The 20,849-nt window shown below is 52.3% G+C and carries 30 protein-coding genes; 22 read left to right on the top strand and 8 right to left on the bottom strand.

Annotated elements, in window-relative coordinates:
- Positions 1-3 precede the first annotated feature (3 nt).
- The 9 genes from E3E33_RS09845 to mobA are packed head-to-tail and all read left to right on the top strand — an operon-like array spanning position 4 to position 5,153.
- Complete coding sequence (locus E3E33_RS09845; RefSeq protein WP_012571230.1) at positions 4-288, top strand: monovalent cation/H+ antiporter complex subunit F; 285 nt, start codon at positions 4-6, stop codon at positions 286-288.
- Entirely contained in the window at positions 285-641 is a 357-nt protein-coding gene (gene mnhG, locus E3E33_RS09850; RefSeq protein WP_167712008.1) for a monovalent cation/H(+) antiporter subunit G, read from the top strand. Before E3E33_RS09845 ends, mnhG begins: the two co-directional genes overlap by 4 nt.
- Complete coding sequence (locus E3E33_RS09855) at positions 634-888, top strand: hydrogenase subunit MbhD domain-containing protein (RefSeq protein ID WP_012571228.1); 255 nt, start codon at positions 634-636, stop codon at positions 886-888. Before mnhG ends, E3E33_RS09855 begins: the two co-directional genes overlap by 8 nt.
- Positions 889-1,662, top strand: coding sequence for an MnhB domain-containing protein (locus E3E33_RS09860; protein ID WP_167731681.1), 774 nt, complete (start codon positions 889-891; stop codon positions 1,660-1,662).
- Positions 1,659-2,051: a sodium:proton antiporter gene (locus E3E33_RS09865; protein ID WP_167712163.1), complete on the top strand. Its 393-nt coding sequence runs from the start codon at positions 1,659-1,661 to the stop codon at positions 2,049-2,051. Before E3E33_RS09860 ends, E3E33_RS09865 begins: the two co-directional genes overlap by 4 nt.
- The gene (locus tag E3E33_RS09870) at positions 2,048-2,533 is read left to right on the top strand and encodes a Na+/H+ antiporter subunit E (protein ID WP_012571225.1); all 486 of its coding nucleotides are present in this window, start codon (positions 2,048-2,050) and stop codon (positions 2,531-2,533) included. Before E3E33_RS09865 ends, E3E33_RS09870 begins: the two co-directional genes overlap by 4 nt.
- A gap of 10 nt (positions 2,534-2,543) precedes the next feature.
- A complete protein-coding gene (locus E3E33_RS09875; RefSeq protein WP_167712162.1) occupies positions 2,544-4,109 on the top strand; it encodes a proton-conducting transporter membrane subunit in 1,566 nt (521 codons plus the stop codon).
- A 25-nt stretch (positions 4,110-4,134) separates the two neighbouring features.
- Positions 4,135-4,575 (top strand): nucleotidyltransferase, encoded by a 441-nt coding sequence (locus tag E3E33_RS09880; RefSeq protein ID WP_012571223.1) that lies wholly within the window; start codon positions 4,135-4,137, stop codon positions 4,573-4,575.
- On the top strand, positions 4,572-5,153 hold the full coding sequence (mobA, locus tag E3E33_RS09885) for a molybdenum cofactor guanylyltransferase MobA (protein ID WP_012571222.1): 582 nt from the start codon (positions 4,572-4,574) through the stop codon (positions 5,151-5,153). The genes E3E33_RS09880 and mobA overlap by 4 nt, the downstream gene beginning before the upstream one ends.
- Here mobA and E3E33_RS09890 read toward each other — a convergent pair.
- From E3E33_RS09890 to hypA, 4 genes are read right to left on the bottom strand one after another with little or no spacing between them, the layout of a single operon-like run.
- Complete coding sequence (locus E3E33_RS09890) at positions 5,134-5,373, bottom strand: hypothetical protein (RefSeq protein WP_167712161.1); 240 nt, start codon at positions 5,371-5,373, stop codon at positions 5,134-5,136. The two genes, mobA and E3E33_RS09890, sit on opposite strands and share 20 nt — an antisense overlap.
- Positions 5,360-5,836 (bottom strand): hydrogenase 3 maturation endopeptidase HyCI, encoded by a 477-nt coding sequence (locus E3E33_RS09895; RefSeq protein WP_167712160.1) that lies wholly within the window; start codon positions 5,834-5,836, stop codon positions 5,360-5,362. Before E3E33_RS09895 ends, E3E33_RS09890 begins: the two co-directional genes overlap by 14 nt.
- Before the next feature lie 25 nt (positions 5,837-5,861).
- Positions 5,862-6,608, bottom strand: coding sequence for an Mrp/NBP35 family ATP-binding protein (locus E3E33_RS09900; protein WP_167712159.1), 747 nt, complete (start codon positions 6,606-6,608; stop codon positions 5,862-5,864).
- On the bottom strand, positions 6,605-7,024 hold the full coding sequence (hypA, locus tag E3E33_RS09905) for a hydrogenase nickel incorporation protein HypA (protein ID WP_167712158.1): 420 nt from the start codon (positions 7,022-7,024) through the stop codon (positions 6,605-6,607). The genes E3E33_RS09900 and hypA overlap by 4 nt, the downstream gene beginning before the upstream one ends.
- A gap of 151 nt (positions 7,025-7,175) precedes the next feature.
- Between hypA and E3E33_RS09910 the strand changes: the two genes are divergently transcribed.
- Entirely contained in the window at positions 7,176-8,063 is an 888-nt protein-coding gene (locus tag E3E33_RS09910; RefSeq protein WP_206203324.1) for a cation diffusion facilitator family transporter, read from the top strand.
- 71 nt (positions 8,064-8,134) lie between these two features.
- Here the strand turns inward: E3E33_RS09910 and E3E33_RS09915 are convergent, their stop codons facing one another.
- From E3E33_RS09915 to E3E33_RS09925, 3 genes are all read right to left on the bottom strand, one after another.
- Positions 8,135-8,281, bottom strand: a complete 147-nt coding sequence (locus E3E33_RS09915) for a hypothetical protein (RefSeq protein ID WP_167731682.1) — start codon at positions 8,279-8,281, stop codon at positions 8,135-8,137.
- 118 nt (positions 8,282-8,399) lie between these two features.
- Entirely contained in the window at positions 8,400-9,425 is a 1,026-nt protein-coding gene (gene tdt / locus E3E33_RS09920) for a tellurite-resistance/dicarboxylate transporter (RefSeq protein ID WP_167712157.1), read from the bottom strand.
- A 58-nt stretch (positions 9,426-9,483) separates the two neighbouring features.
- Positions 9,484-9,858: a NifB/NifX family molybdenum-iron cluster-binding protein gene (locus tag E3E33_RS09925; protein WP_167712156.1), complete on the bottom strand. Its 375-nt coding sequence runs from the start codon at positions 9,856-9,858 to the stop codon at positions 9,484-9,486.
- 119 nt (positions 9,859-9,977) lie between these two features.
- On the opposite strand from E3E33_RS09925, the gene E3E33_RS09930 reads away from it, so the two are divergent.
- Genes E3E33_RS09930 through E3E33_RS09945 form a run of 4 tightly spaced genes read left to right on the top strand, consistent with a single transcriptional unit; the run spans position 9,978 to position 13,627 of the window.
- The gene (locus E3E33_RS09930) at positions 9,978-10,676 is read left to right on the top strand and encodes an FmdE family protein (protein WP_167731683.1); all 699 of its coding nucleotides are present in this window, start codon (positions 9,978-9,980) and stop codon (positions 10,674-10,676) included.
- A 1-nt stretch (position 10,677) separates the two neighbouring features.
- Positions 10,678-11,814, top strand: a complete 1,137-nt coding sequence (locus E3E33_RS09935; protein ID WP_167712153.1) for an iron ABC transporter substrate-binding protein — start codon at positions 10,678-10,680, stop codon at positions 11,812-11,814.
- 5 nt (positions 11,815-11,819) lie between these two features.
- Positions 11,820-12,854, top strand: a complete 1,035-nt coding sequence (locus tag E3E33_RS09940) for an iron ABC transporter permease (protein ID WP_167712155.1) — start codon at positions 11,820-11,822, stop codon at positions 12,852-12,854.
- Positions 12,851-13,627, top strand: coding sequence for an ABC transporter ATP-binding protein (locus E3E33_RS09945; RefSeq protein ID WP_012571212.1), 777 nt, complete (start codon positions 12,851-12,853; stop codon positions 13,625-13,627). The genes E3E33_RS09940 and E3E33_RS09945 overlap by 4 nt, the downstream gene beginning before the upstream one ends.
- On the opposite strand, the gene E3E33_RS09950 is transcribed toward E3E33_RS09945, so the two are convergent.
- A complete protein-coding gene (locus E3E33_RS09950; RefSeq protein WP_167712152.1) occupies positions 13,595-14,554 on the bottom strand; it encodes a tetratricopeptide repeat protein in 960 nt (319 codons plus the stop codon). The genes E3E33_RS09945 and E3E33_RS09950 overlap by 33 nt on opposite strands.
- An 88-nt stretch (positions 14,555-14,642) precedes the next feature.
- On the opposite strand from E3E33_RS09950, the gene E3E33_RS09955 reads away from it, so the two are divergent.
- The 8 genes from E3E33_RS09955 to E3E33_RS09990 all read left to right on the top strand — a co-directional run bounded on the left by E3E33_RS09955 (position 14,643) and on the right by E3E33_RS09990 (position 20,833).
- Positions 14,643-15,578, top strand: coding sequence for a ribonuclease Z (locus tag E3E33_RS09955; protein ID WP_167712151.1), 936 nt, complete (start codon positions 14,643-14,645; stop codon positions 15,576-15,578).
- A complete protein-coding gene (locus E3E33_RS09960; RefSeq protein ID WP_167712150.1) occupies positions 15,575-16,276 on the top strand; it encodes a TraB domain-containing protein in 702 nt (233 codons plus the stop codon). Before E3E33_RS09955 ends, E3E33_RS09960 begins: the two co-directional genes overlap by 4 nt.
- 5 nt (positions 16,277-16,281) lie before the next feature.
- Complete coding sequence (locus E3E33_RS09965) at positions 16,282-16,458, top strand: zinc ribbon domain-containing protein (RefSeq protein ID WP_238516413.1); 177 nt, start codon at positions 16,282-16,284, stop codon at positions 16,456-16,458.
- A gap of 49 nt (positions 16,459-16,507) precedes the next feature.
- On the top strand, positions 16,508-16,687 hold the full coding sequence (locus tag E3E33_RS09970; protein ID WP_012571207.1) for a KH domain-containing protein: 180 nt from the start codon (positions 16,508-16,510) through the stop codon (positions 16,685-16,687).
- Positions 16,684-17,280: a site-2 protease family protein gene (locus E3E33_RS09975; protein WP_167712149.1), complete on the top strand. Its 597-nt coding sequence runs from the start codon at positions 16,684-16,686 to the stop codon at positions 17,278-17,280. The genes E3E33_RS09970 and E3E33_RS09975 overlap by 4 nt, the downstream gene beginning before the upstream one ends.
- Before the next feature lie 65 nt (positions 17,281-17,345).
- Entirely contained in the window at positions 17,346-17,915 is a 570-nt protein-coding gene (pgiA, locus tag E3E33_RS09980) for a glucose-6-phosphate isomerase (RefSeq protein ID WP_167712148.1), read from the top strand.
- A gap of 89 nt (positions 17,916-18,004) precedes the next feature.
- On the top strand, positions 18,005-19,366 hold the full coding sequence (locus E3E33_RS09985) for an ADP-specific glucokinase (RefSeq protein ID WP_167712154.1): 1,362 nt from the start codon (positions 18,005-18,007) through the stop codon (positions 19,364-19,366).
- Between the two features lie 75 nt (positions 19,367-19,441).
- Positions 19,442-20,833 (top strand): mannose-1-phosphate guanylyltransferase/mannose-6-phosphate isomerase, encoded by a 1,392-nt coding sequence (locus E3E33_RS09990; protein WP_167731684.1) that lies wholly within the window; start codon positions 19,442-19,444, stop codon positions 20,831-20,833.
- The last annotated feature ends 16 nt before the right edge of the window (positions 20,834-20,849 follow it).

The raw sequence follows: 20,849 nt of genomic DNA on the forward strand, positions 1-20,849 counted from the left end.
GGTATGAGCCTTGAGTCTCAGTTCTTCCTACTGATGAAGTTTGTGATACCTGTTTATCTGCTGGCTTTCATCATCTATGCCGTCAGAGCCTTCAAGGGTCCAACGATAGCGGATATAATCCTCGCCGTTGACTGTCTCTCCTTCGATGTGGCAGCGTTCATGGCCATCCTTGCGGTTTACTTCAAGAGCGTTTACTTAGTGAGCGGGGCGATGATTTTGGCACTGTGGGGCTATCTGCTGGATATCTACATCGCCAAGCACCTAGTGAGCAAGGAGGTGGGAGCATGAGCGTTTTATTCTACATAGGAGCGCTTCTGATAGTCATAGGCGCCCTCTGCGATTTCTTCGGAGCGTTAGGATTACTCCGCTTCCCTAACTTCTACGTTAGGCTGCACGCCGCGACCGTGGGCATCATCGGCGGTGCAGCGGTTCCGCTCTTCGGCGTTGCCCTGCTTGCCCTTGGTGCGGACTTCCTACCCCACAGGTATGCCATAGCGGGAGCGAGCTTCATCACCGGCATAATAGTCCTCCTTGCCTCCCCAGCTGGAAGCCACGCTTTGGCCTATGCCGCTCACAGGGCCAAGCTCGTGGAGTGGGAGCCCAAAGTGGATCACCTCTGGGAGGTGAGGAAGAGTGATTGAAGTTCATCTGCTCATCCTCAGCCTTGCCCTCATCCTGGGATTCATAGCCAGCTATCTAGCGGTGATGGAGAGGGATCTGCTTAAAGCAGTGGGCTTTTCATCCGTCCAGGCAATAGCCTACGCAATAGCCTTCTACATCCTAATGGCGCCGGACATAGTTCTCACCTACATAGCGATAGCCGTGGGAATATACTCCGCCCTGCTGATATTCGCCATCAGCAAGACCGAGAGGTATGAGGTGGTGTGAATGAGGGGCAAAAGCCTCATCACGGCGGTTATAATCCTGACCTTCGCCGCGCTCATGACTTACGCTGTTATCTCACTCCAGGTCTTCGGTGAGGGTACTGGAGTTAGGCCCCTTGGCGAGTTTTACCTTGAAAACAGCTATTTCGGGGATTACTCTGCCAGGAGCCCTGAAGTTGTTACCTCAATCCTCTGGGACTACCGTGGCATTGACACGCTCTTCGAGACTGCAGTGTTCTTCCTCGCAATAATAGGCAGCCTGACCGTCTTCAGGCTCACCAAGGAGCAGGCGAAAGAAGTCAAGAAGGCTGAAAGCACTCCAACCGAGCTGACGCCAATAGTGAAGGACGTTACTAAAGTTATCGTCGTCATGATTCTTGCCGTTTCAGCTTCAATAGCCCTGCACGGTCACTTAACGCCTGGAGGAGGCTTCCAGGGCGGTTCGGCATTGGCTGTGGCACCGCTCCTCATAATAGCGGCATACTCAAAATACACTCTGGAAGGCCACGGCCTGGACAAAACCAGAGCTTTAATCCTTCGTTCCATCGGACTGCTTGGCATAGCCCTGGTTGCTCTGGTTCCCCTCCTCAGCGGTGGCTTCATCATGCAGAACCAGCCAATATTCCCGGCTGAGATTGAGAGTCAGCTTATCGGTGGTTCCCTAATCTACTACAACTTCTTCGAGTTCCTGGCTGTTGGCGTTGGATTCACGGCGGTGTTCCTCCTTCTGAGCATCCCAGAGGAGAAGTTCAAGAAAATCCTGGGGGTGAAGAAATGAGCACTTCAGAGTTCCTGTGGGCTTACCTCTGGGCCATCTTACTGCTCACGTTGGCGGTATCGCTGTATGGCATAATCGCTAGGCCGAACATGCTGAAGAAAATCATATCTCTCACGATACTAGGCGATGCCGTCAACGTCATGGTCGTTCTCATAGGCTACCGCCTCACCTATCCAATCGCCCCACCGATACTACCATCGCTCTCAAAGGAAGCGTTGGAAGGGTTCGTGAGCTCTGCCGTTGATCCACTTCCGCAGGCACTAGTGATTACCGCCGTCGTCATAGGAATGGCGGTGAACATGCTCCTCGCGGTGCTAGCGATACAGCTCTACCGCCTCTACGGCACGCTTGACGTGAGGGAGATGGCGAAGAGGGGTGGTGAGGAATGAGGGGGGTCATTCCAACGGCCCTGCTCGCGTTCATCACGTACATAATCTTCTCTGGTTCAAGCAGCCCCTACGACATGTTCACTGGAGCAGTTGTGGCAATAGGAGTGGGGTTGCTGATGGGGAGATACGTTGTCCAGAATGATGCCAAGGCCATGAATCCAGTGAGGTGGCTGTGGGGAGTCATTTACTTCCTCTGGTATATGCTCGTGGCAGAGACGAAGTCCCACATAGACGTCATAATCAGGATTATCACCGGCAACTACAACCCCGGAATAGTGAAGGTACCTATTGGTGTCGAGACGAGCTACGCTAAGACCCTCGTGGCGAACTCGATAACCAACACCCCTGGAACGGTCGTGGTGGACATGGACGACAAGTACTTTTACGTAAACTGGATTGACGTGACGACTCTGGACCCTGAGACGGCTAAGGGAGAAATCTCGGCGGACTTTGAGAGATTTGCAAAGAGAATACTGGAGTGAGGTGAGAGGCATGGACGTGGTTGGACTAACTCCTGTGATTCCGGTCATCTTTGCCTTTGCACTCCCCCTGACTTCGATCATAGTTAAGGGCAACAGGAAGATAATCCAAGCCTATGCACTGCTCGGCACGGGTTTAACCTTAATCAGTGCGCTCAAGCTTTTCGAACTAGTGTACTCATCTGAAAAGCCGCTGATATATACTTTTGGCGGCTGGACTGCTCCAATTGGCATAATTTATGAGGTTGACAGAACTGGGGCACTTATAACTCTCCTCACCGCCGCGCTGATGTTCCTCATTGCGATTTACAGCTACCGCTACCTAGAGCACGAGGAGGGTCTGGAGTGGTACTATACACTCTATTTAGGCTTGGAAGCTGGACTAATAGGTGTTTTACTAACTGGTGATGCCTTCAACCTCTTCGTCATGATAGAAGTCACCAGCATCGCAGCATACGCCCTCGTAGCTTTCTACAGGGGAAGGAAGGACGCAGTTCATGCTGCATTGAAGTATGCATTCATAGGTGCAATTGGTACTACAATGTACTTCTTAGCGCTTGGAATTCTCTACGGGGCTTTTGGTACGGTTAATCTTGCTGATTTGAGTGCAAAGGTTCATGGTTTGAGTTTTCCAGTAACAGGTTCACCAGTTGGTAATATTGTAATTGCTTCTGGTGTTGCTTTGGCTTTAGCTACGTGGGCTTTCCTCATAAAGGCAGCAATTGTTCCGAACCACTTCTGGCTTCCAGAAGCTCACCCAGCGGCACCAAGTCCAATCTCGGCAGTCTTGAGTGGTCTCGTAGTAAATGTTGGAGTTTACGCTCTGATTAGATTCCTCTACACTGTTTACGGTGGTGAACTCACACCGGGTCTAGCAAAAATCGTTGGAACCTTGGGGACAGTAGTCATAGCTCTCGGTGCGGTTTCGGCACTTTTCGGTGCACTCATGATGAACGCCCAGAGGGATGTCAAGAAGCTCATAGCTTACTCCACGATAATGCACATGGGCTATCTCTTCATGGCGGTTGGGCTTGGCACTCAACTCGGACTTCAGGCGGCATTATTCCACATTATCAACCACGCAATTGCTAAAGCATTACTCTTCCTTGCTGCGGGCATGTTCATCCACGCCATCGGTTCAAGGGACATCAATGATATGGCTGGTTTGGGCAGACAGATGCCAATAGCAACTCTCGGACTCGCAATAGCAACCCTCAGCCTCGTTGGAATCCCACCGTTCAACGTGTTCTTCAGCAAGCTGCTCCTCTTTGATGCGCTGATGGAGAAGAGCTTAGCCTTGGCGATGGTTATCGTTGTCAGCTCAGTAACTGCACTCGTTGCCTACATGCGCGTCCTCTACAAGATATGGCTCGGCAAGCCATCCAGAGAAGTGGCAGTGGGAGAATCTAAGAGCATGGCATTCGTGGTGCTCCTGCTGGCGGCTGCGGTTGTTGTGATAGGTCTTGCCGCGCCGGTAATACTCCAGCACTACATCGAACCTGCCGCGATCCAGACGATGGACTACAAGCTTTACATCCAGACCGCCCTGGAGTATGCGTCAAGATTAAAACTCCTCTAACCTCTCAATTTTTGGAGGTGTTGGAATGAGCATTGAGGCGGCAAAGCAGAGTCTCCTTCAGCGGATAAGGGAATTCTACGGCGACAACCTGCTCTCCGTGGTCTTCTATGGGGCACACCTAAAGGGAGGGCTTGATGAGATTGATGTGCTGGTTATAATCGATGAACCCTACGACCCGGTCAAGATCAACCGGGTGGCGGACTTTATAGAAAACATCAAGGAGCCCGTTGAGGAGGAATACGGCCACTTTATAGCCTTTGAGCTCTACACGAGGGAAGAGGCGGAGAACTTCCACTCGTCCTTCCTCGACGTTGCCAAGGCCCACGAGATTGCCTACGACAGGGACAACTACTTCCAGAACCTGCTAAGAGAGATGCTAAATCCGAAGAAGACTATAGAGTACGTGAAGTACATAAGCACCATCGAGTACATCCCAGTTGATGAGGAGAAAAGGGAGGAGCAATGATAGGAGCAGTTTTGGCCGGGGGGAGGGGCAGACGCTTCGGCGGCAATAAGCTGCTCTTCAGGATAGACGGGAAGCCGCTTGTTCTTTACGCCGTCGAAGCCCTTGAAGCCACCAAAGAAATAGATGGGATCGTCCTTGTGGCCTCTCCCGAGAATGCAGAACGTCTGAAAAAGTTCGGCTACGAGGTCATCGTTGACGAGCTGATGGTCGGCCCCATAGGCGGCATCTACACTGCATTGAGCCTCGATGATGCCTTCGTGGTGGCTGGCGATATGCCCCTGATAGTCCCAGAATTCGTTGATTACATAATTCGTGAATTCAGGAAAAGTGGGAAAGCAGTCTGCGTTCCGCGCTGGAGTAATGGATACATAGAACCCCTCCACGCGGCTTACTCTGAGAGATTCAGAAAAATCCTTGAGGAACAGATTAAGAGCGGAGACTACATGATAAGGAAAGCCATAGAGAGAGTCGACACTTGCTACCTGCCGATAGAGGAGCTCCCAGAGAGGTGGCGCAAGAGCTTCTTCAACGTGAACAGGAAAGAGGATTTACGGAAGCTTACCTATACCTCCTTCTAATCCGCCACTTCTTTGCCTTGGGCAGGTAGATTATTCCGGCAGCTGCAACGAACACCAGTCCGACAATGAACCCTCCCCAGTACCATGCGAGGAAGCTGATGCCAAGAAACAGATCTTTTAGGGTCTCGTATCGGCTCTCCTCTGTCCCGAGATCCAGAAAGAAGGCTAAGAGTGAGAGAAGACCTGCAATGGATGTTTCAGTCCATTCATTCGCCCCCATTAAGCGAATCTGCAATCGCCTGTGCCAGCATCTCAGCCCTCTCTCTTATCACCCCACTTGGCTCCTCGAAAAGGCCGAGCGAGCGTGGCTGGCAGCCTATGAGGACGAACTTTGCGTTTACCTTCGTTTTGAGGTACTGGACTAAGAATTTTAGGGGCAGACTGTGTGTCGAAACCGCCTCACCGAGTGTTCCCTCTGGATCGGCGACTACGAGCTCTCCGTGCTCCCCGCCGAAGTCAACGGCATCGACGAAGATAACCAGATCAGGCTTGAAATCCACTATCTTTCCGGTGTAGCTCTCAGGCACTTCACCGCAGTTGATGACTAAGACGTTCGGGCTTTTGACGAACTCCGCCAGCATCTCCGCCACAAGGACACCAAAGGCGTCGTCCCCCCTAAGTTCGTTCCCTATGCCGCAGATAACGATACGTTTAGCGTTCTGAAAGAGTTCTTCAAGCTCCATAGTTTCACCCCAAAATAAAGAAGGATCAGAGCTTCCCCGCAACTTCCCTTATCCTCTCTGCAAACTCCGTCCTGAGGAGCTCCTCGGGCTTTCCTATCTTCTCCTCGAGGTCGTCGTAGAGCGGGATACCAGCCAGATAGGGCACGCCGAACTCCTCTGCAAGAGCCTCTATGCCCTTCTCGTTGTTTCGTTGCTCCGAATGAAGTTTCATGTTCTCGACGATACCGAGAATCTTGTAGTCCCTCTCCTTCAGGAGGGTAAGAAGCTTTCTGACGATGTTGAGGGAGAGCTTTGAAGGTGTTGCCACAACCAGGAACTCGCCCCTCTTAAGGAAGCGAAGGACATCTAGGAACTGGTCACCGAGACCGGGAGGCATGTCGATGACGAGGTAGTCCAGCTCGTCCCAGCGGGTTATAGTGAGGAGCTCAATGAGCGCATCGCTTATCTCCATGCCCCTCATGGGTGTTGGTTTATCCTCCGAGTAGTAGACGATGCTCATGAACTTTATTCCGTGAACCGTCGGCGGGACGACGCCTCTGTCCTCCTCAGGGAAGTCCTCCGGCTCGAAGCCGAGGATTACGTGGTCGCTCGCGCCGTGGAAGTCGATGTCAAGGAGGCCGACCTTATAGCCCTTCTCCGCCAGAACAAGGGCGAGCGTTGTTGAAACCAGCGACTTTCCAACGCCGCCCTTGCCGCTGACGACGGGAATGATGCGCTTCACATTTTCAAGGCGAGCCTCTATGCCCTTGACGCGAGGGTCTATGGCTATCATGCCTCCCCCTCCTTCTCGATTTTTATCCCGCTTATGTAGACCCCCCTACCCTGTACGACTTCGAAGTCCCTGCTGCCACACTTTGGACATGCCAAGAAGGCGTGAACTACCTCGGGGATGAAGTGGATGTCCTCTTTGATGCGATCATCGAAGCTTCCCTTCACTTCCTTGAGCTTCCACTCGTGACCGCAGTCGCGACACTTGAAAACTGCCTCCTCCTCGACGAACTCTATCTCCGCACCCTCCCCGATGGTGCCCTTGAGAAGCTCCTTCATGGCAAACTCGACTATCTCGGCGTTAACATCCTGGAGCTCTCCGAGGACTACTTGAATTGCCAGAAGCTTTTTTGCACCTTCTCTTTGAGCGTAGTCGAGGGCGGTTCTAACTATTCCATCAGCCAGAGCCCATTCGTGCATTGTATCACCACCAACTTTTTCAGTGCTATCCTTAAAAAGGGTTAAGTTTTTAACCCTATGTTTATGTCTTCCCCTATCCGGGATTAAAACTTCCCAATTCTGGCCTCAAAAGGCTTTTAAGTCTCCAATTAGACCCCTCTCAGGGAGAGAAATGGGACACAAACACTCCCACAGGGCCATGAAATCCCGTATGGTCTTCTCTATAATCCTGAACTTTGTCATTACGATAGCCGAGGTCATAGGTGGAATTCTTTCCGGAAGTTTAGCTCTCCTGAGCGACTCGCTCCACAACTTCAGCGACACTATGAGCCTTCTGGCGAGCTACATAGCGATAAGAATCGGTGAGCGTGAAAAGAACGAAAAGTACACTTTCGGCTATAAGAGGGCCGAGATACTCGTCACCTTTGTCAACTCTGCCGTCCTCGTCGGCGTTGCCCTCTTCCTGCTCGTGGAGGCCTATAAGCGCTTCAGGAATCCCAATCCAATAGACACAGGGCTCATGCTTGTGGTGGCGGTTATTGGACTTCTGGCTAACCTTCTCTCCGTTCTCCTCCTCCACGAGCACGCCCACGAGAGCATCAACGTTCGCTCCGCTTACCTTCATCTTGTGAGCGACACGCTGTCTTCGGTGGCTGTGGTGGCCGGCGGTCTGGCCATAAGATACTACGACCTCGTCTGGATAGACCCACTTGTCACTGTGTTCATTTCCCTCTACATCCTCCGCGAGGGCTACGATATACTGAAAGAAAGCGTTGATGTTCTCATGGAGGCATCGCCCGAGCTCGACTTCGATGCAATAAAGGCAGAACTCGAGTCAATTCCCGGCGTTAAAAATGCTCACCACTTCCACGCATGGCGCATTGGAGAAAATGAAACCCACTTTGAGTGCCACGTTGATGTGAATGACATGTCCCTAAGCGAGGCTCAGCGTATCATTGATGAGGTCGAAAAGATTCTGGAGAAGTATGGAGTAACCCACGTCACAGTGCAACTCGAGGTGAACCGCTGTGATGACGACGATGTGGTATGCAAGAGTTAAGCGCTTTCCTTGCCTTCGGGCTGTGCTTGGGCCTTTTTCCTTTCTCTTCTTGAGAAGGTATGCAAAGGTCACTATCCCAAGGATGGCCTTGGCTCACCTGTACCGTAAACAGCCCCGAGGAGCATGAACTTGAGGTGACCCTTCCCCACCTCATCCCAGACCTCTCTCACGAGGAGAACGCCATCACCGTAGTATGCCCAGAGGAAAAGGAACGCCAATGGATTGACGGCTTCCAGAAGGAGTGGAGCCTCTGAGCACCTCGGCGAAAAGGGTGAAACAGGGAAAGTGAGAGCGCCACTTTGGTTCTCCATGTTTCTGAACTTGGGAGGAAACTACTCATACCTTGCCTCTTGTTTTGGGGCCGGAAAGTACGTGCACGATAGTTTTAACTCCCGTCACCAGCCACATCGCTAGGAGCAGCCAGTACAGGGCGAAGCCAAAGTTAACGATTGAACCTATTCCGAACGTCGTCCCAACGTTGTATGTGGCACTTACGTAGGCTCCAAAGGGGAATATAAAGGCCCACCAGGCCAGGCTGTATGGCAGGTTGAGCTTTCTGATGTAGTGGGTGGTCAGCAGGACTGCCATGACGAACCACCAGACGCCGAAGCCCCAGAAGAACAAGCCGAAAGCTAAGAGCGGTTCCTTGACGGTTATGAAGTCGGAAGCTTTAACGAGGGCGTAGAGGGTTGAGGTTCCAGCTCCTATCGGACCGAGGTTTATCCATATCGAAGGCGCTATGCCGCAGGGCATCGGCTCGTGGGTTATGAGTCTGTACATCACGATGGCAAAGAGTGCTAAATACAGGAAGAACCCAGCGCCCCAGGCGAAGTAGTTGATGAAGGCCATAACCTCTCTCGCAGTTCCAGAAGCGAGTGTCATGAGCTTCGCCCCGCTTATCGGAATGACTATCAGCCCCACCGGCGGAATGAACCAGGCGGGTGTTATGGCCTTGGTATCTACTCCTTCGCTCGTGAAAACAAGGTATGGAATCATCAGGGCGAAGAATATCGTCAGCGGTGTCCCGGCGAGCCAGAAGGCCCACGCCACACTTGTATTCCCGAAGACCGTGAGGTAATCGGCCGAGAGCACGAGCATCGCTATGGCTATCGTTCCGTAGAAGTTGCCGAGGACTGGATGGTGTAGATCCGCCAGAGCGTTCTCTCGGTATTTGATCCATCTGAGAACCCACGGAATCAGCAGAACGAAGAAGAGGACGGTGTTGAGATAAACGAGGAACTCGGCGAAACTTTCAAGGATTGTGAGCTTTGAGGAGTAAGCTTTGCTCACCAGTACCAAAGCTCCTGTGCCCATGACGCTCGCGAACCAGCTTGGGGCGAAGTCCTTCACGTTCAGCTTCATATCACCACCAAAATATATGAAAAAAATTTCATATATAAACCTTACCGCAACTGAAAGTTCAGAACTCGTGCCGTCCGAAATCGCCTTTGCTCCTCCACTCGGGGTCCACCTTCAGTGCTCCCTTCAGTAAGGCCTCCACGAGGTCTTTCACCCTTCCGCTTGCGCCTGTGATGGCCTCTATTCCCATGGTGTTGAAGTAGGCGATGGCCCTCCTCCCCATGCCGTAGGCAAGGACGACTTCTCCCCCGTGCTCCTTAATAAAGGCGGGCAGGTCGCCAGGCTCATGCTCCTTAAAGGGTACCTCTATAACCTCCGATCCTTTAACTTTCCCATCCTCGACGTCGATGAAAACGAAGTATCTGGCCCTTCCGAAGTGCTCGCAAACCTCGCTCTCAAGGCCGCTATTGTCCTTTATCGGCACGGCTATCCTCATGGTATCACCACTAATTCATGAAAACTCATTCATTAAAAACCTGCCGCAACCAAGGGTTGATAACACCTGGGTTCAAAAATGATTAAAAGCGTGTTACTTTTACTGTTATTGGTGATACCATGCTCGCGCTCAACCGTCTCGTGGAGGAGAGGGACGCGGAGAAAATCCTTGAATACGCCCGCGAGTTCCATGGCCATGTTTGTCCATACCTAGCCCTCGGAATAAGGGCTTCACTGATAGCAATGGAGGAACTAGGTGTCGGAAGGCTTGACTATTCTGGAAGCGTCGATGAGTCCATTCTTGCCATAGTCGAGGTCAACAGCTGCTTTACTGACGGCGTCCAGGTAGCTACAGGCTGCACGCTGGGAAATAACTCCATGATATACATCGATCTCGGCAAGACAGCCCTGACTCTCGTCAAACGCTCCACATGGGAGGGCGTTAGGGTCTACACCGATGCTGAGAAGCTGAGGAAGTACTACCCTCCGGGCACAACCGAGCTCTTTAATAAGGTCGTTAAGGAACGGAAAGGAACCCCTGAAGAGCGGAAGCGCCTCTGGGGGCTCTGGGAATCGATTGCTAAGACCATGCTTTACCTGCCAAAAGAAGAGTTCAAAATCGAGCGCGTCAAGGTTCCGCCAATCGAGCAGGCGCCGATAGTTGAGAGCGTCCGCTGCTCCCGCTGTGGCGAGCTGGTCATGTCCACGAGGATCGTTTACATCAACGAGGAGCCTCTCTGCATGAGATGCGCTAATGAGAAGTATCACGCCATCATCGGCAGAGGCATAGTCGATGTCAACAGCTTTAGGGGGTGCTGAAATGAGGAAGGCTCTGGCTCTACTTCTCGTTCTGCTGGTTGTCTCTGTAAGCGGGTGCATAGGCACGACGGAAAATCCAACCAATACTGCAACCACAGAGGCCAGTTCGGCTTACGTAACTGTGACGGATCTGCTCGGAAGAACCGTTGAGGTTCCGGCTCAGGTCACCAAGGTTGTAGCCGCTGGACCCGGAGCTTTGAGGCTGATGGTCTATCTCAACGCTAGCGGCATGGTGATTGGAGTCGAGGACTTCGAGAAGCGCTACAACTACGGCAGGCCCTACATAATAGCCCATCCCGAGCTCAAGGAGCTGCCCACCATAGGGCCAGGTGGCCCCGGAAAGCTTCCCGATTTGGAAGCACTGGTTAAGCTCAAACCGGACGTGATATTCATCACCTACGTTGACGCCAAGACCGCTGACGACATCCAAGAGAAGACAGGCGTCCCAGTTGTAGTCCTCAGCTACGGCCAGTTGGCTACCTTCGACGACGAGGAGCTCTTTAAGTCCCTCGAGCTGGCAGGTAAAATCCTCGGAAAGGAGAAGCGCGCGGAGGAGGTTATAAACTTTGTCAAATCCATCCAGGACGACCTCATGAAGCGCACCGAGAACGTTGAGAGTCCAGCTGTTTACGTCGGTGGAATAGGCTACAAGGGAGCACACGGCATAGAGAGCACCGAGGCCAAATATCCACCTTTTGTGGTTGTTCACGCCAAGAACGTCGCTGATGAGCTCGGTGACGGGCACAAGTTCATTGATAAGGAGCAGCTCCTTGAGTGGAACCCGGACTACATCTTCATCGATGAGGGCGGCCTTAAGCTCGTCCTCGATGACTACCAGAAAGACCCGGACTTCTACAACTCCCTCAAGGCCGTCAGAGAGGGCAACGTCTACGGAATCCTCCCGTACAACTTCTACACCACTAACATCGGAACCGCTTTAGCGGACGCCTACTTCATCGGAAAAGTCCTCTATCCAGAGCGCTTTGAAGACATAGACCCCGTCGAGAAGGCCGACGAGATATACACCTTCCTCCTCGGGAAGCCCGTCTACAGCGTCATGGCCGAGCAGTTCGGCGGTTTCGGAAAGATCGACCTCGCCAACGGAACCGTTAAGTACTCACTGCCTACTTCACCGTGATGGCCATGGACTACGAGGGTTACGTCGCCAAAAAGCTGCTCGTTGGCCTTTCCCTCTTTCTTATTCTCGTCCTGGTTAGCCTGTACTCCCTCGCCCATGGTGCCTACAGCCTCACGATTGGAGAGGTTATGAATGCTCTTCTCGGTGGTGGGAGCGGGAGCGCCCATCTCGTCGTCTGGAACATCCGCCTGCCGAGAATCGTTGCTGCTATTCTTGTGGGGGCTTCTCTGGCCATAGCCGGAGCGGTCATGCAGGGCTTCCTCCGGAACCCTCTCGCCACTCCGTTCACGATAGGCGTTTCACACGGGGCGATGTTTGGCGCCTCCCTGGCGATACTCCTCGGAGCGGGCTACGCGGAAAGCTCGGGCAGGATTTCGCTCAGCAATCCATACGCGGTGGTTATCTTCGCCTTTCTCGGGGCGGTAAGTGCTACCGCGGTTATCCTTGCCCTCGCCAAACTCAAAGGCATCAGTCCCGAGGCCATAATTCTTGCCGGGGTGGCAATGAGCTCCCTCTTTGTGGCCCTAACGACACTCGTCCAATACTTCGCCGACGAGCTCCAGCTGGCTTCAATGGTCTACTGGAGCTTCGGCGATCTTGGCAGGGCGACGTGGAGGGAAGACGGAATAATGTTTGCCGTTTTCATTCCGGTTTTCCTATACTTCGTTATCAAGCGCTGGGACCTTAACGCCTCGGCGATGGGAGATGATGTTGCAAAGTCGGTCGGTGTAGAGGTCGAGAGGGTCAGACTTATCTCGACGTTTTTGGCTGCACTGATAACGGCAATCAGCGTGGCCTTCGTTGGGGTAATAGGCTTCGTCGGCTTAATAGCTCCCCACGCAATCAGGCTTATCGTCGGCGGTGACTACCGCTTCCTCATTCCCCTTTCTGCTCTAACCGGGGCTCTGCTCCTCCTCGCGGCGGATACAGTTGCGAGGCTGGCTTTCTCACCGATGATCCTGCCCGTTGGCGTTGTAACCTCCTTCCTCGGTGCGCCGACATTCATATACCTCCTCATAAGGATGGAGGGGCGGCGATGAAGGCAGTAAAAGTCAGAAACCTGCGCTTCACCTACAACGGCTCCGAGGTGCTGAGGGGAATAGACCTCGAGGTCGAGGAGGGCGAGTTCATAGTAATCCTCGGACCGAACGGCGCTGGAAAGAGCACGCTCCTGAGATGCATCGCAGGAATCCTTCACTGTGAGGGTGTTGAGGTTCTGGAGAGACCCATCGAGAGCTATCCCAGAAACGAGCTCGCCAGGGTTTTAGCATATGTTCCCCAGAGATGTGAACCTGGCTTTATGACTGTCTTTGACACGGTTCTCCTCGGCAGGAGGCCTTACATGGGGCTGCGGCCCTCGAAGAGGGATATTGAGGTTGTTAGGAAAACCCTCGAAAAGCTCGGTATATCTCACCTCGCCCTGAAGCCGACCAACAGACTGAGCGGCGGTGAGCTGCAGAAGGTCAGTATAGCGAGAGCGTTAGCCCAGGAGCCGAGAATCCTCATGATGGACGAGCCCACCAACAACCTCGACCTGAAGAGCCAGCTCGAGGTGATGGAGATAGCCCGGGATTTCGCGCTCTCGGGAGGAACTTCTATAGTCGTTATGCACGACGTCAACTTAGCCCTTCGCTTCGCCGAGCGCTTCGTCTTCATGAAGAATGGAGAAATAATAGCCGACGGTGGGAGGAAAATCCTCAAGCCAGAGCTTTTCGAAGAGGTCTATGGCGTAAAAGTTGAGGTGGAAGAAATAAGGGGAATTCCAGTGATCGTTTCCCTTTCACATCTCGGCTTCTCCGAGGAATTCAAGTAAGTCAAGTAGCCTTCTGTCTTTGACTTTCTCGATGACTTTGCTGGCTTCCTCCGCCTCAATCTTGCCGTCCTTGTAGAGGGCTATTGCCTTTATGGCCTCGAAGAAGTCCGCCAGCTCGGGCATTGCGTTGGCGAACATATCCATGTGAAGGTATACCATCTCGAACTCGTCGTCAAGCATGAGCTGCCAGATGACGTCTATGAGCGAGTCAAAGGCGACGTCTTGGTACTCAGTTCCTTTGGCGCTCATCGCCGCGTAGAGGCACTCCTGCAGTGCCGCCTCGTAGTTCTCGTCTTCCTCGAATATCTCCTCGAAGGCAAGGTGTATCTCTGCCAGCAGTCTGCTGTTGTTCACGGCCTTGGGAATAACTTTAGCCAGCAGAGCCTTGGCCCTGTAAGGCTCGCCGGCTTCGAATATGACGTATGCCCTGTAGACCTCGACGTGGAGGACTTCCTCCTCCTTTCCTAGCTCTTCGTAGACCTCCTTGGCTTTCTCCAGCAGTTCGAGGGCCTTCTCGTACTCCTGTATCTCTTCGTGAATGAGGGCCATGTTGTAGTACACCTTCGCCACGTTCTCCCTGTTGCCCTTCGCGGTTTCCTCCTCGAGAAGAGCGCGGTAGAGGTCGAGGCTCTTCTCCAGCTCTCCGATGAGGTAGTAGAGGTCGGCCAGGTTGAACTTTGCCTCGAAGGTATCCATCTCCTCCGCCAGATTTTCGAACTCGTGTATCTTGTCCACGTCGAGGAGTGCATGGAAGTAGTAAACGATGAGCTTGTACAGTTCCGGATCCTTACACTCGAGGGCCAGCTTCTCGGCCCTTTCGAGAACCTCTTTTAGCTCCTCGTCCGAGAGCTCATCGACCTTGTAGTAGAGAAGGCTTGCCACCTTTTTGCAGTCCTTCTCCTCGATAGCCTTCAGAATTTCTTCCATTCCCAAACACCTCATACGGATTAACACTCTCAGGTATTTAACGCTTTGGCATGCTTAGGTTTTTAATCCCAGAATGGAACATTAGACCATGCTTGAAGTGATATTCCTTGGCACCGGCGGTATAATGCCTAACCGCGAGAGGAACGTCCCGGCCATAGCGCTCCGCTACAAAGGTGAGATTATCCTCTTCGATGTTGGAGAAGGCACGATGAGGCAGATGAGCACTGCCAAGCTCAGCCCCATGAAAGTCGAGAAGATATTCATCACGCACTTCCACGGCGACCACTACCTCGGCTTGGCCGCGCTAATCCAGACCATGAACCTTTGGAACAGGGAAAAGCCTCTCCACATCTACGGACCCAAGTACACCTTCCGGTTCATCCAGAATTTTCTCAACAGCGGCTTCTTCAGGCCAGGCTTTGATATACACGTCCATGAGATAGGTGAGGTAAGGCTCAAGTTTGGTGATTACGAAATCTGGAGCTTCAAAGTTGAGCACGGAATTCCTGCTCTGGGCTATGTCTTCAAGGAAAAGGATAAGCGTGGGAAGTTCCTCCCCGAGAAGCTCGCAGAATACGGCCTGAGCGAGGGGCCAATTCTGGGGAAGCTTGAGAAGCGGGGTCAAATCGAGTGGAACGGTCGAATAATCCGCCTGGAGGACGTGACCGGACCGAGGAGGAAGGGTGTTAAGGTGGTTTACACCGGCGATACCGAGCCGTGCGAGAGGACGAGGCTCTTCGCCGAGAACGCTGACCTGCTCATCCACGAGGCGACCTATCTGAGGCCGGAGGATAGAGGGGACAGTTACCACACCACCGTTGGGGAGGCCTGTGAGATAGCCAAAAAGGCCAAGGTTAAACTTTTGGCGTTGTTCCACAGAGCGTTCCGTTATACTTATGACGAATACATGGCAAAGGCCAGAGAATTGTGCGATGTCCCCTTTGTTATCCCTAAGGACTTCGACGTTCTGACTTTCAAATCCGGACGCTGGGAGATGAGAAACCTTCTGGAGGATTGGCAATGAGCTACCTGCGCTACGTCAAGCTTATCGGAACCATGCATGTCTCCCCAAAGAGTAGAGAAGAGGTAATAAGTACCATCCTTTCTGAGAAACCTCACGCAGTTGCGATAGAGCTCGACAGGGCACGTTTCCTGGCTATGAAGCAGAACAGAGAGCTAACGCTGGAGGAATCCCTCCGCTATGGAAAGAAAGGGCTTATAAACTACGTTCTGGCTAAGGTCGAGGAGAGGCTTGGGGAAGAGTTCGGCATGAAGCCGGGAGAGGAAATGAAGGCAGCTATAAGTGCTGCCCAAACCCTCGGCGTCCCGTTATACCTCATCGACGAGGACATCAACGTCATCTTAGCGAAGATAGCCGCGACCCCATCGCGCGAGAAGCTCCTGATGGCGCTTGAGGCTTTGAGCGTCTTTTTGCCTGTTGGGGTCTCTGGGAGCTCTCCCGATGTTATGGCAGACTACAAAGTTATGATGATACAGTTCAGGTTGCGTTACCCCTATCTCTACCGCGTTCTTGTGGAAGAGCGCAACGAGGTCATGGCGAGAAACCTAATCTCAATCGTCAACTTCCTGAAGGCTCAAGGCGTTAAGAAGCCGAAGGTTGTGGCGGTAGTTGGCCTCGGCCACAAACCTGGCATTGAACACTTGCTAAACTCTGCAAAGGAAAAAGCATTTATATCTTCAAGTTGGAGCTACTACCAGTGATCGACATGGAACACAGGCACCTTAAATGTCCCCTCTGCGGAGGGACAGATTTCAAAGTTGAGGAAGGAAAGCTCGACAGCAAGTGGGGCTTTACTGCCCATAAGGTCAAGATAGTCATCTGCAAGAACTGCGGCTATGTGATGATGTTCTACAAGGGAAGGACCATCTGGGACTTCGACTGATTTCGTTACTTTTATATTTGGAACCGCCGAGCATTCTTGGGGATTCACCATGAAGGACAGGCTGGAGAAGATGCTCAACGTTAAGATCTTGGAGATAGAGGAACTCGACGACAAGATAGTTGTCTATGTTCCAGAGGATCAGGTGAGGATAGCCGTTGGTAGCGGCGGTGCTGCAGTGAAAGCTGCCGAGCTCGTTATCGGCAAGAAGATTGAGGTGAAAAGTAAATGAATCTCTCCCTTGGGGAGCGTTTCCACCGAAGGGAGCTGGAAGACCTAGCCATCTCTTTCCTTGTCCTTGTCTTGCTATTTTCCAACTTTGACCCCTATAACATCCCCTACGTTGTAGTGGCGGTTCTGACGGCCTTTATATTCCACGAACTCGCTCATAGAAGCATGGCCAGGCGCTACGGTTACGTTGCCTACTATAAGCGGTGGGACACTGGAATAGTGATGGCCCTTCTCCTTGGCATACTTACGAAGCTCTTAACGGGAGGAGTGTGGATATTTGCAGCCCTGGGGGCGGTTTATATCTACGCGCCTTATCAGTACTGGGAGGATAAGGAGGCACATGGAAAGATAAGCCTCGTCGGCCCGTTGACGAACATAGTGGTAGGCATAGTGGCCATAATCATGATGAGGGCGGTTACGCCGCTCACAACGCTGTGGTGGGTTCTCAGGACAACCGCGAGCGTGAACCTCTGGCTGGCCTTCTTCAATCTCCTTCCGGTTCCTCCGCTCGATGGCTGGAAGGTGCTCCGCTGGAACACCGGCTACTGGGCGATAGCCATAGGTGTGGCCTATCTGCTTAGGGCCTTTATATAACACCCACAGTGATATAGAAGCGAAAGATTAAATAGGCCTGGAACGACTTTAGAGCGGTGATCAAAATGGAGTACAAAGCTCCGATTGGTGTTAAGATTGACCTTGAAACCGGCGTTATCCCCGGCGCCAAGAAGCTTGTGAGAAGACTCAGTGACCTCAAGGGATACTTCATCGATGAAGAGGCATACAACGAGCTCCTCAGGGAAGATCCTGTTGTTTATGAAGTCTATGCAATAGAGCAGGAGGAGAAGGACGGTGATCTCAACTTCGCGACCACGGTTCTCTATCCTGGCAAGGTTGGAAAGGAATTCTTCTTCACGAAGGGTCACTACCATGCCAAGGCCGACAGGGCGGAGATATACTACGCCATCAAAGGTAAGGGAGGAATGCTCCTCCAGACACCTGAAGGAAATGCCAAGTGGGTCCCAATGGAGCCTGGAACGGTCGTCTACGTCCCACCATACTGGGCCCACAGAACAGTGAACACTGGGGATGAGCCATTTATATTCCTGGCGATATATCCGGCCGATGCCGGCCATGACTACGGCTCAATAAAGGAGAAGGGCTTCTCAAAGCTTGTGATTGAGGAAGACGGGGAAGTCAAGATCATCGACAACCCGAAGTGGAAGACCTGAGCCTCTTCCCAATTTTCATCCATTGATTTTTTAACATCCACCGCAACCCTTATTAACTTTCAGGAGTTACATCACTCCCGGTGATACATATGATGTGGGACGATCTCTACTCATCGGCTTTTCGGCACATCAAGGATAAAATCGGAAAAGTCGGCGGCGTTCTTCTTGCGTACAATACCAACATCGACGCGATAAAGTACCTCGATTCGGAAGATCTTGAGGGAAGGGTGGAGAAGGTTGGAAAGGAAGAGGTTTTCCGCTTTTCTGAGGAGCTTCCCGGAAGGATAACGAAGGTTCATCACCTTCTCGGTGGAATCCTCTGGAGCATTCGGAGGGGAAAGGCCGCCGAGCTCTTCGTCGAGAGCTGCACGGTCAGGCTCTACATGAAGAACTGGGGCTGGAACGAGCTCAGGATGGGCGGCCAGGTCGGAATAATGGCCAACCTCCTCGGTGGTGTTTACGGCGTTCCAGTTATAGCGCACGTTCCGCAGATATCAAAGCTCCAGGCGAACCTGTTCAAGGACGGACCGATTTACGTGCCGAAGCTCGAGGATGGAAAGCTCAAGCTCCTCCACCCCAGAGAGTTCGCCGGCGACGAGGAGAACCTTATCCACTACATCTATGAGTTCCCGCGCGGATTCAGGGTTTTCGACTTCGAGGCCCCTAGGGAGAACCGCTTCATAGGATCCGCTGATGACTACAATCCAAACGTCTACATAAGGCCTGAGTTTAGGGAAGCTTTTGAGGAGATAGCTGGAAAGGCCGAGCTGGCGATAATAAGCGGACTCCAAGCTTTGACGAAGGAGAACTACAAAGAACCCTTTGAAGAGCTTGAGAGGCACCTTGAGGTGCTTGGCGAGAGGGGAATTCCCGTTCACCTGGAGTTCGCCTTCACGCCAGACGAGACCGCCAGAAGGAGGCTCGTCGAGATTCTGGGCAAGTTCACGAGCGTTGGCCTGAATGAGGTCGAGCTGGCCTCGATAATGGAGGTTCTTGGCGAGAAAGCCATAGCAGAGAAGCTTCTTGCAAACGACCCAGTTGATCCGATAGCTGTTACGGAGGCCATGCTCAAGCTGGCGAAGAAGACCGGCGTTGAGAGGATACACTTCCACACTTACGGCTATTACTTGGCTTTGACTGCCTACGATGGAACCCATGTGCGCGATGCCCTGCTCTTTGCGGCCCTAGCCGCCGCAGCCAGGGCTAAACTTGGTGACGTTAGAGACATAGACGACGTGGTTAAGGCCATGGACGTTCCAGTTAACGAGAAGGTCAGAGCCGTCGAGGGGGCTCTCGTTAGGGAGTATGGCACGGAGGATGGCATTGCTAAAGTCGACGACTATCAGCTTGCATTTGTCCCGACCAAGATAGTCACCAAGCCCAAGAGCACGGTTGGCATTGGTGACACGATTTCCAGTTCCGCCTTCATCGGGGAATTCGCCCTTCGCTGAGTTTTCCTTCTTTCCCCTTAAAGTTAAAAACTTTGGATGCTAAAAGGATTCAGAGCTAAACTAAGGTGGTGCCAAATGAAGACTCTGATTCTTGCCGGTGGTAAGGGAACTCGCCTCTGGCCCCTGAGCAGGGAGCTGATGCCAAAGCAGTTCATAAGGATGTTTGATGACTATTCCCTCTTTCAGAAAACGATTCAGAGGGCGTTGATGTTCTCAAAACCAAACGAAATATTCATCGTGACTAATGAGAAGTACAAGTTTCGTATTCTTGACGATTTAAGAGAGCTCGGTCTGGAGCTCCCAGAAGAGAACCTCCTCCTTGAACCCGTAGGAAAGAACACTCTCCCTGCCATTTACTGGGGAATAATGAGAATCGAAGAAATCTTCGGAGACTCCATTGTGGCGGTCCTCCCGTCGGATCACCTGATAGAAGCGGATAAGAACTACGAGAAAGCCTTCAGGAATGCTGAGAGGCTTGCTCATGATTACCTCGTAACCTTCGGAATAAAACCAACGAGGCCGCACACCGGCTATGGCTACATAAAGCCAGGGGAACGGCTTGAAGGTGGCTACCGCGTTGCTGAGTTCAAGGAGAAGCCGGATTTGGAGACTGCCAAACGCTACGTTGAGGAAGGCTATTACTGGAACAGCGGCATGTTTATGTTCGATACTGAGCTCTTCATTGATGAAGTGAAGAGGCTAGCTCCCGAAATCTACTCTGCTTTTGAAGAGGCTGCGACTATCCGGGAAGCCTACGAACGGGTTCAGGATATCTCCGTTGACTACGGGATAATGGAGAAAACTGATAAAGCCGCCGTCGTCCCTCTCAACGTCTACTGGAATGATCTCGGCAGCTTCGACGCTATCTACGAGGTTCTCGAGAAAGACGAAAACGGCAACGCTGTGAAGATACGGGGAAAGAAGGGCTATCACGTCGGCATCGATTCGAGGAACAACCTCATAATGACGGAGCGTTTGACCGCTACAGTTGGTGTCGAGGATTTGATAATCATTGACACTGGCGATGCCCTCCTCGTCGCCCATCGCGGTGATAGTCAGAAAGTCAAGGAGGTTTACAAAAGGCTCAAGGAGAAGGGTGATGAGAGGGTCTTTGTTCATAGAACCGCTTATCGCCCCTGGGGAAGCTACACCATCCTCGAGGAGGGCGAGCGCTACAAGATAAAGCGTCTGACAGTTCTGCCCGGCAAAAAGCTTTCCCTGCAGATGCACTATCACAGGAGCGAGCACTGGGTCGTGGTGAGGGGAACGGCCAAGGTTTTCATTGACGGTGAGGAGATACTCCTCAGACCGGGGGAGAGCACTTTCATTCCCGCGGGCGTAGTTCACAGGCTTGAGAACCCCGGAAAGGTCGTCCTTGAGGTCATTGAAACGCAGATAGGAGAATACCTTGGTGAAGATGATATAGTCCGCTTTGATGATGATTTTGGGAGAATAAAAAGCGAATAAAATTCATGAATCAGGG

Origin of the sequence: Thermococcus sp. GR5 (genome assembly GCF_012027535.1) — an archaeon.
In the GTDB taxonomy this organism is placed as follows: Archaea; Methanobacteriota_B; Thermococci; order Thermococcales; family Thermococcaceae; genus Thermococcus; species Thermococcus onnurineus.

Bases quoted from the DNA above. Each gene is read 5' to 3' on its own strand.
- E3E33_RS09985 (WP_167712154.1), top strand. From the start codon at position 18,005: ATGATGTGGGACGATCTCTACTCATCGGCTTTTCGGCACATCAAGGAT.
- E3E33_RS09955 (WP_167712151.1), top strand. From the start codon at position 14,643: ATGCTTGAAGTGATATTCCTTGGCACCGGCGGTATAATGCCTAACCGC.
- E3E33_RS09910 (WP_206203324.1), top strand. From the start codon at position 7,176: ATGGGACACAAACACTCCCACAGGGCCATGAAATCCCGTATGGTCTTC.
- E3E33_RS09945 (WP_012571212.1), top strand. From the start codon at position 12,851: ATGAAGGCAGTAAAAGTCAGAAACCTGCGCTTCACCTACAACGGCTCC.
- E3E33_RS09970 (WP_012571207.1), top strand. From the start codon at position 16,508: ATGAAGGACAGGCTGGAGAAGATGCTCAACGTTAAGATCTTGGAGATA.
- E3E33_RS09900 (WP_167712159.1), bottom strand. From the start codon at position 6,608: ATGATAGCCATAGACCCTCGCGTCAAGGGCATAGAGGCTCGCCTTGAA.
- mobA (WP_012571222.1), top strand. From the start codon at position 4,572: ATGATAGGAGCAGTTTTGGCCGGGGGGAGGGGCAGACGCTTCGGCGGC.
- E3E33_RS09895 (WP_167712160.1), bottom strand. From the start codon at position 5,836: ATGGAGCTTGAAGAACTCTTTCAGAACGCTAAACGTATCGTTATCTGC.
- E3E33_RS09890 (WP_167712161.1), bottom strand. From the start codon at position 5,373: ATGGGGGCGAATGAATGGACTGAAACATCCATTGCAGGTCTTCTCTCA.
- E3E33_RS09950 (WP_167712152.1), bottom strand. From the start codon at position 14,554: ATGGAAGAAATTCTGAAGGCTATCGAGGAGAAGGACTGCAAAAAGGTG.
- E3E33_RS09940 (WP_167712155.1), top strand. From the start codon at position 11,820: ATGGACTACGAGGGTTACGTCGCCAAAAAGCTGCTCGTTGGCCTTTCC.
- E3E33_RS09965 (WP_238516413.1), top strand. From the start codon at position 16,282: ATGGAACACAGGCACCTTAAATGTCCCCTCTGCGGAGGGACAGATTTC.
- E3E33_RS09860 (WP_167731681.1), top strand. From the start codon at position 889: ATGAGGGGCAAAAGCCTCATCACGGCGGTTATAATCCTGACCTTCGCC.
- mnhG (WP_167712008.1), top strand. From the start codon at position 285: ATGAGCGTTTTATTCTACATAGGAGCGCTTCTGATAGTCATAGGCGCC.
- E3E33_RS09870 (WP_012571225.1), top strand. From the start codon at position 2,048: ATGAGGGGGGTCATTCCAACGGCCCTGCTCGCGTTCATCACGTACATA.
- tdt (WP_167712157.1), bottom strand. From the start codon at position 9,425: ATGAAGCTGAACGTGAAGGACTTCGCCCCAAGCTGGTTCGCGAGCGTC.
- E3E33_RS09925 (WP_167712156.1), bottom strand. From the start codon at position 9,858: ATGAGGATAGCCGTGCCGATAAAGGACAATAGCGGCCTTGAGAGCGAG.
- E3E33_RS09845 (WP_012571230.1), top strand. From the start codon at position 4: ATGAGCCTTGAGTCTCAGTTCTTCCTACTGATGAAGTTTGTGATACCT.
- pgiA (WP_167712148.1), top strand. From the start codon at position 17,346: ATGGAGTACAAAGCTCCGATTGGTGTTAAGATTGACCTTGAAACCGGC.
- E3E33_RS09935 (WP_167712153.1), top strand. From the start codon at position 10,678: ATGAGGAAGGCTCTGGCTCTACTTCTCGTTCTGCTGGTTGTCTCTGTA.
- E3E33_RS09930 (WP_167731683.1), top strand. From the start codon at position 9,978: ATGCTCGCGCTCAACCGTCTCGTGGAGGAGAGGGACGCGGAGAAAATC.
- E3E33_RS09880 (WP_012571223.1), top strand. From the start codon at position 4,135: ATGAGCATTGAGGCGGCAAAGCAGAGTCTCCTTCAGCGGATAAGGGAA.
- E3E33_RS09975 (WP_167712149.1), top strand. From the start codon at position 16,684: ATGAATCTCTCCCTTGGGGAGCGTTTCCACCGAAGGGAGCTGGAAGAC.
- E3E33_RS09990 (WP_167731684.1), top strand. From the start codon at position 19,442: ATGAAGACTCTGATTCTTGCCGGTGGTAAGGGAACTCGCCTCTGGCCC.
- hypA (WP_167712158.1), bottom strand. From the start codon at position 7,024: ATGCACGAATGGGCTCTGGCTGATGGAATAGTTAGAACCGCCCTCGAC.
- E3E33_RS09875 (WP_167712162.1), top strand. From the start codon at position 2,544: ATGGACGTGGTTGGACTAACTCCTGTGATTCCGGTCATCTTTGCCTTT.
- E3E33_RS09865 (WP_167712163.1), top strand. From the start codon at position 1,659: ATGAGCACTTCAGAGTTCCTGTGGGCTTACCTCTGGGCCATCTTACTG.
- E3E33_RS09960 (WP_167712150.1), top strand. From the start codon at position 15,575: ATGAGCTACCTGCGCTACGTCAAGCTTATCGGAACCATGCATGTCTCC.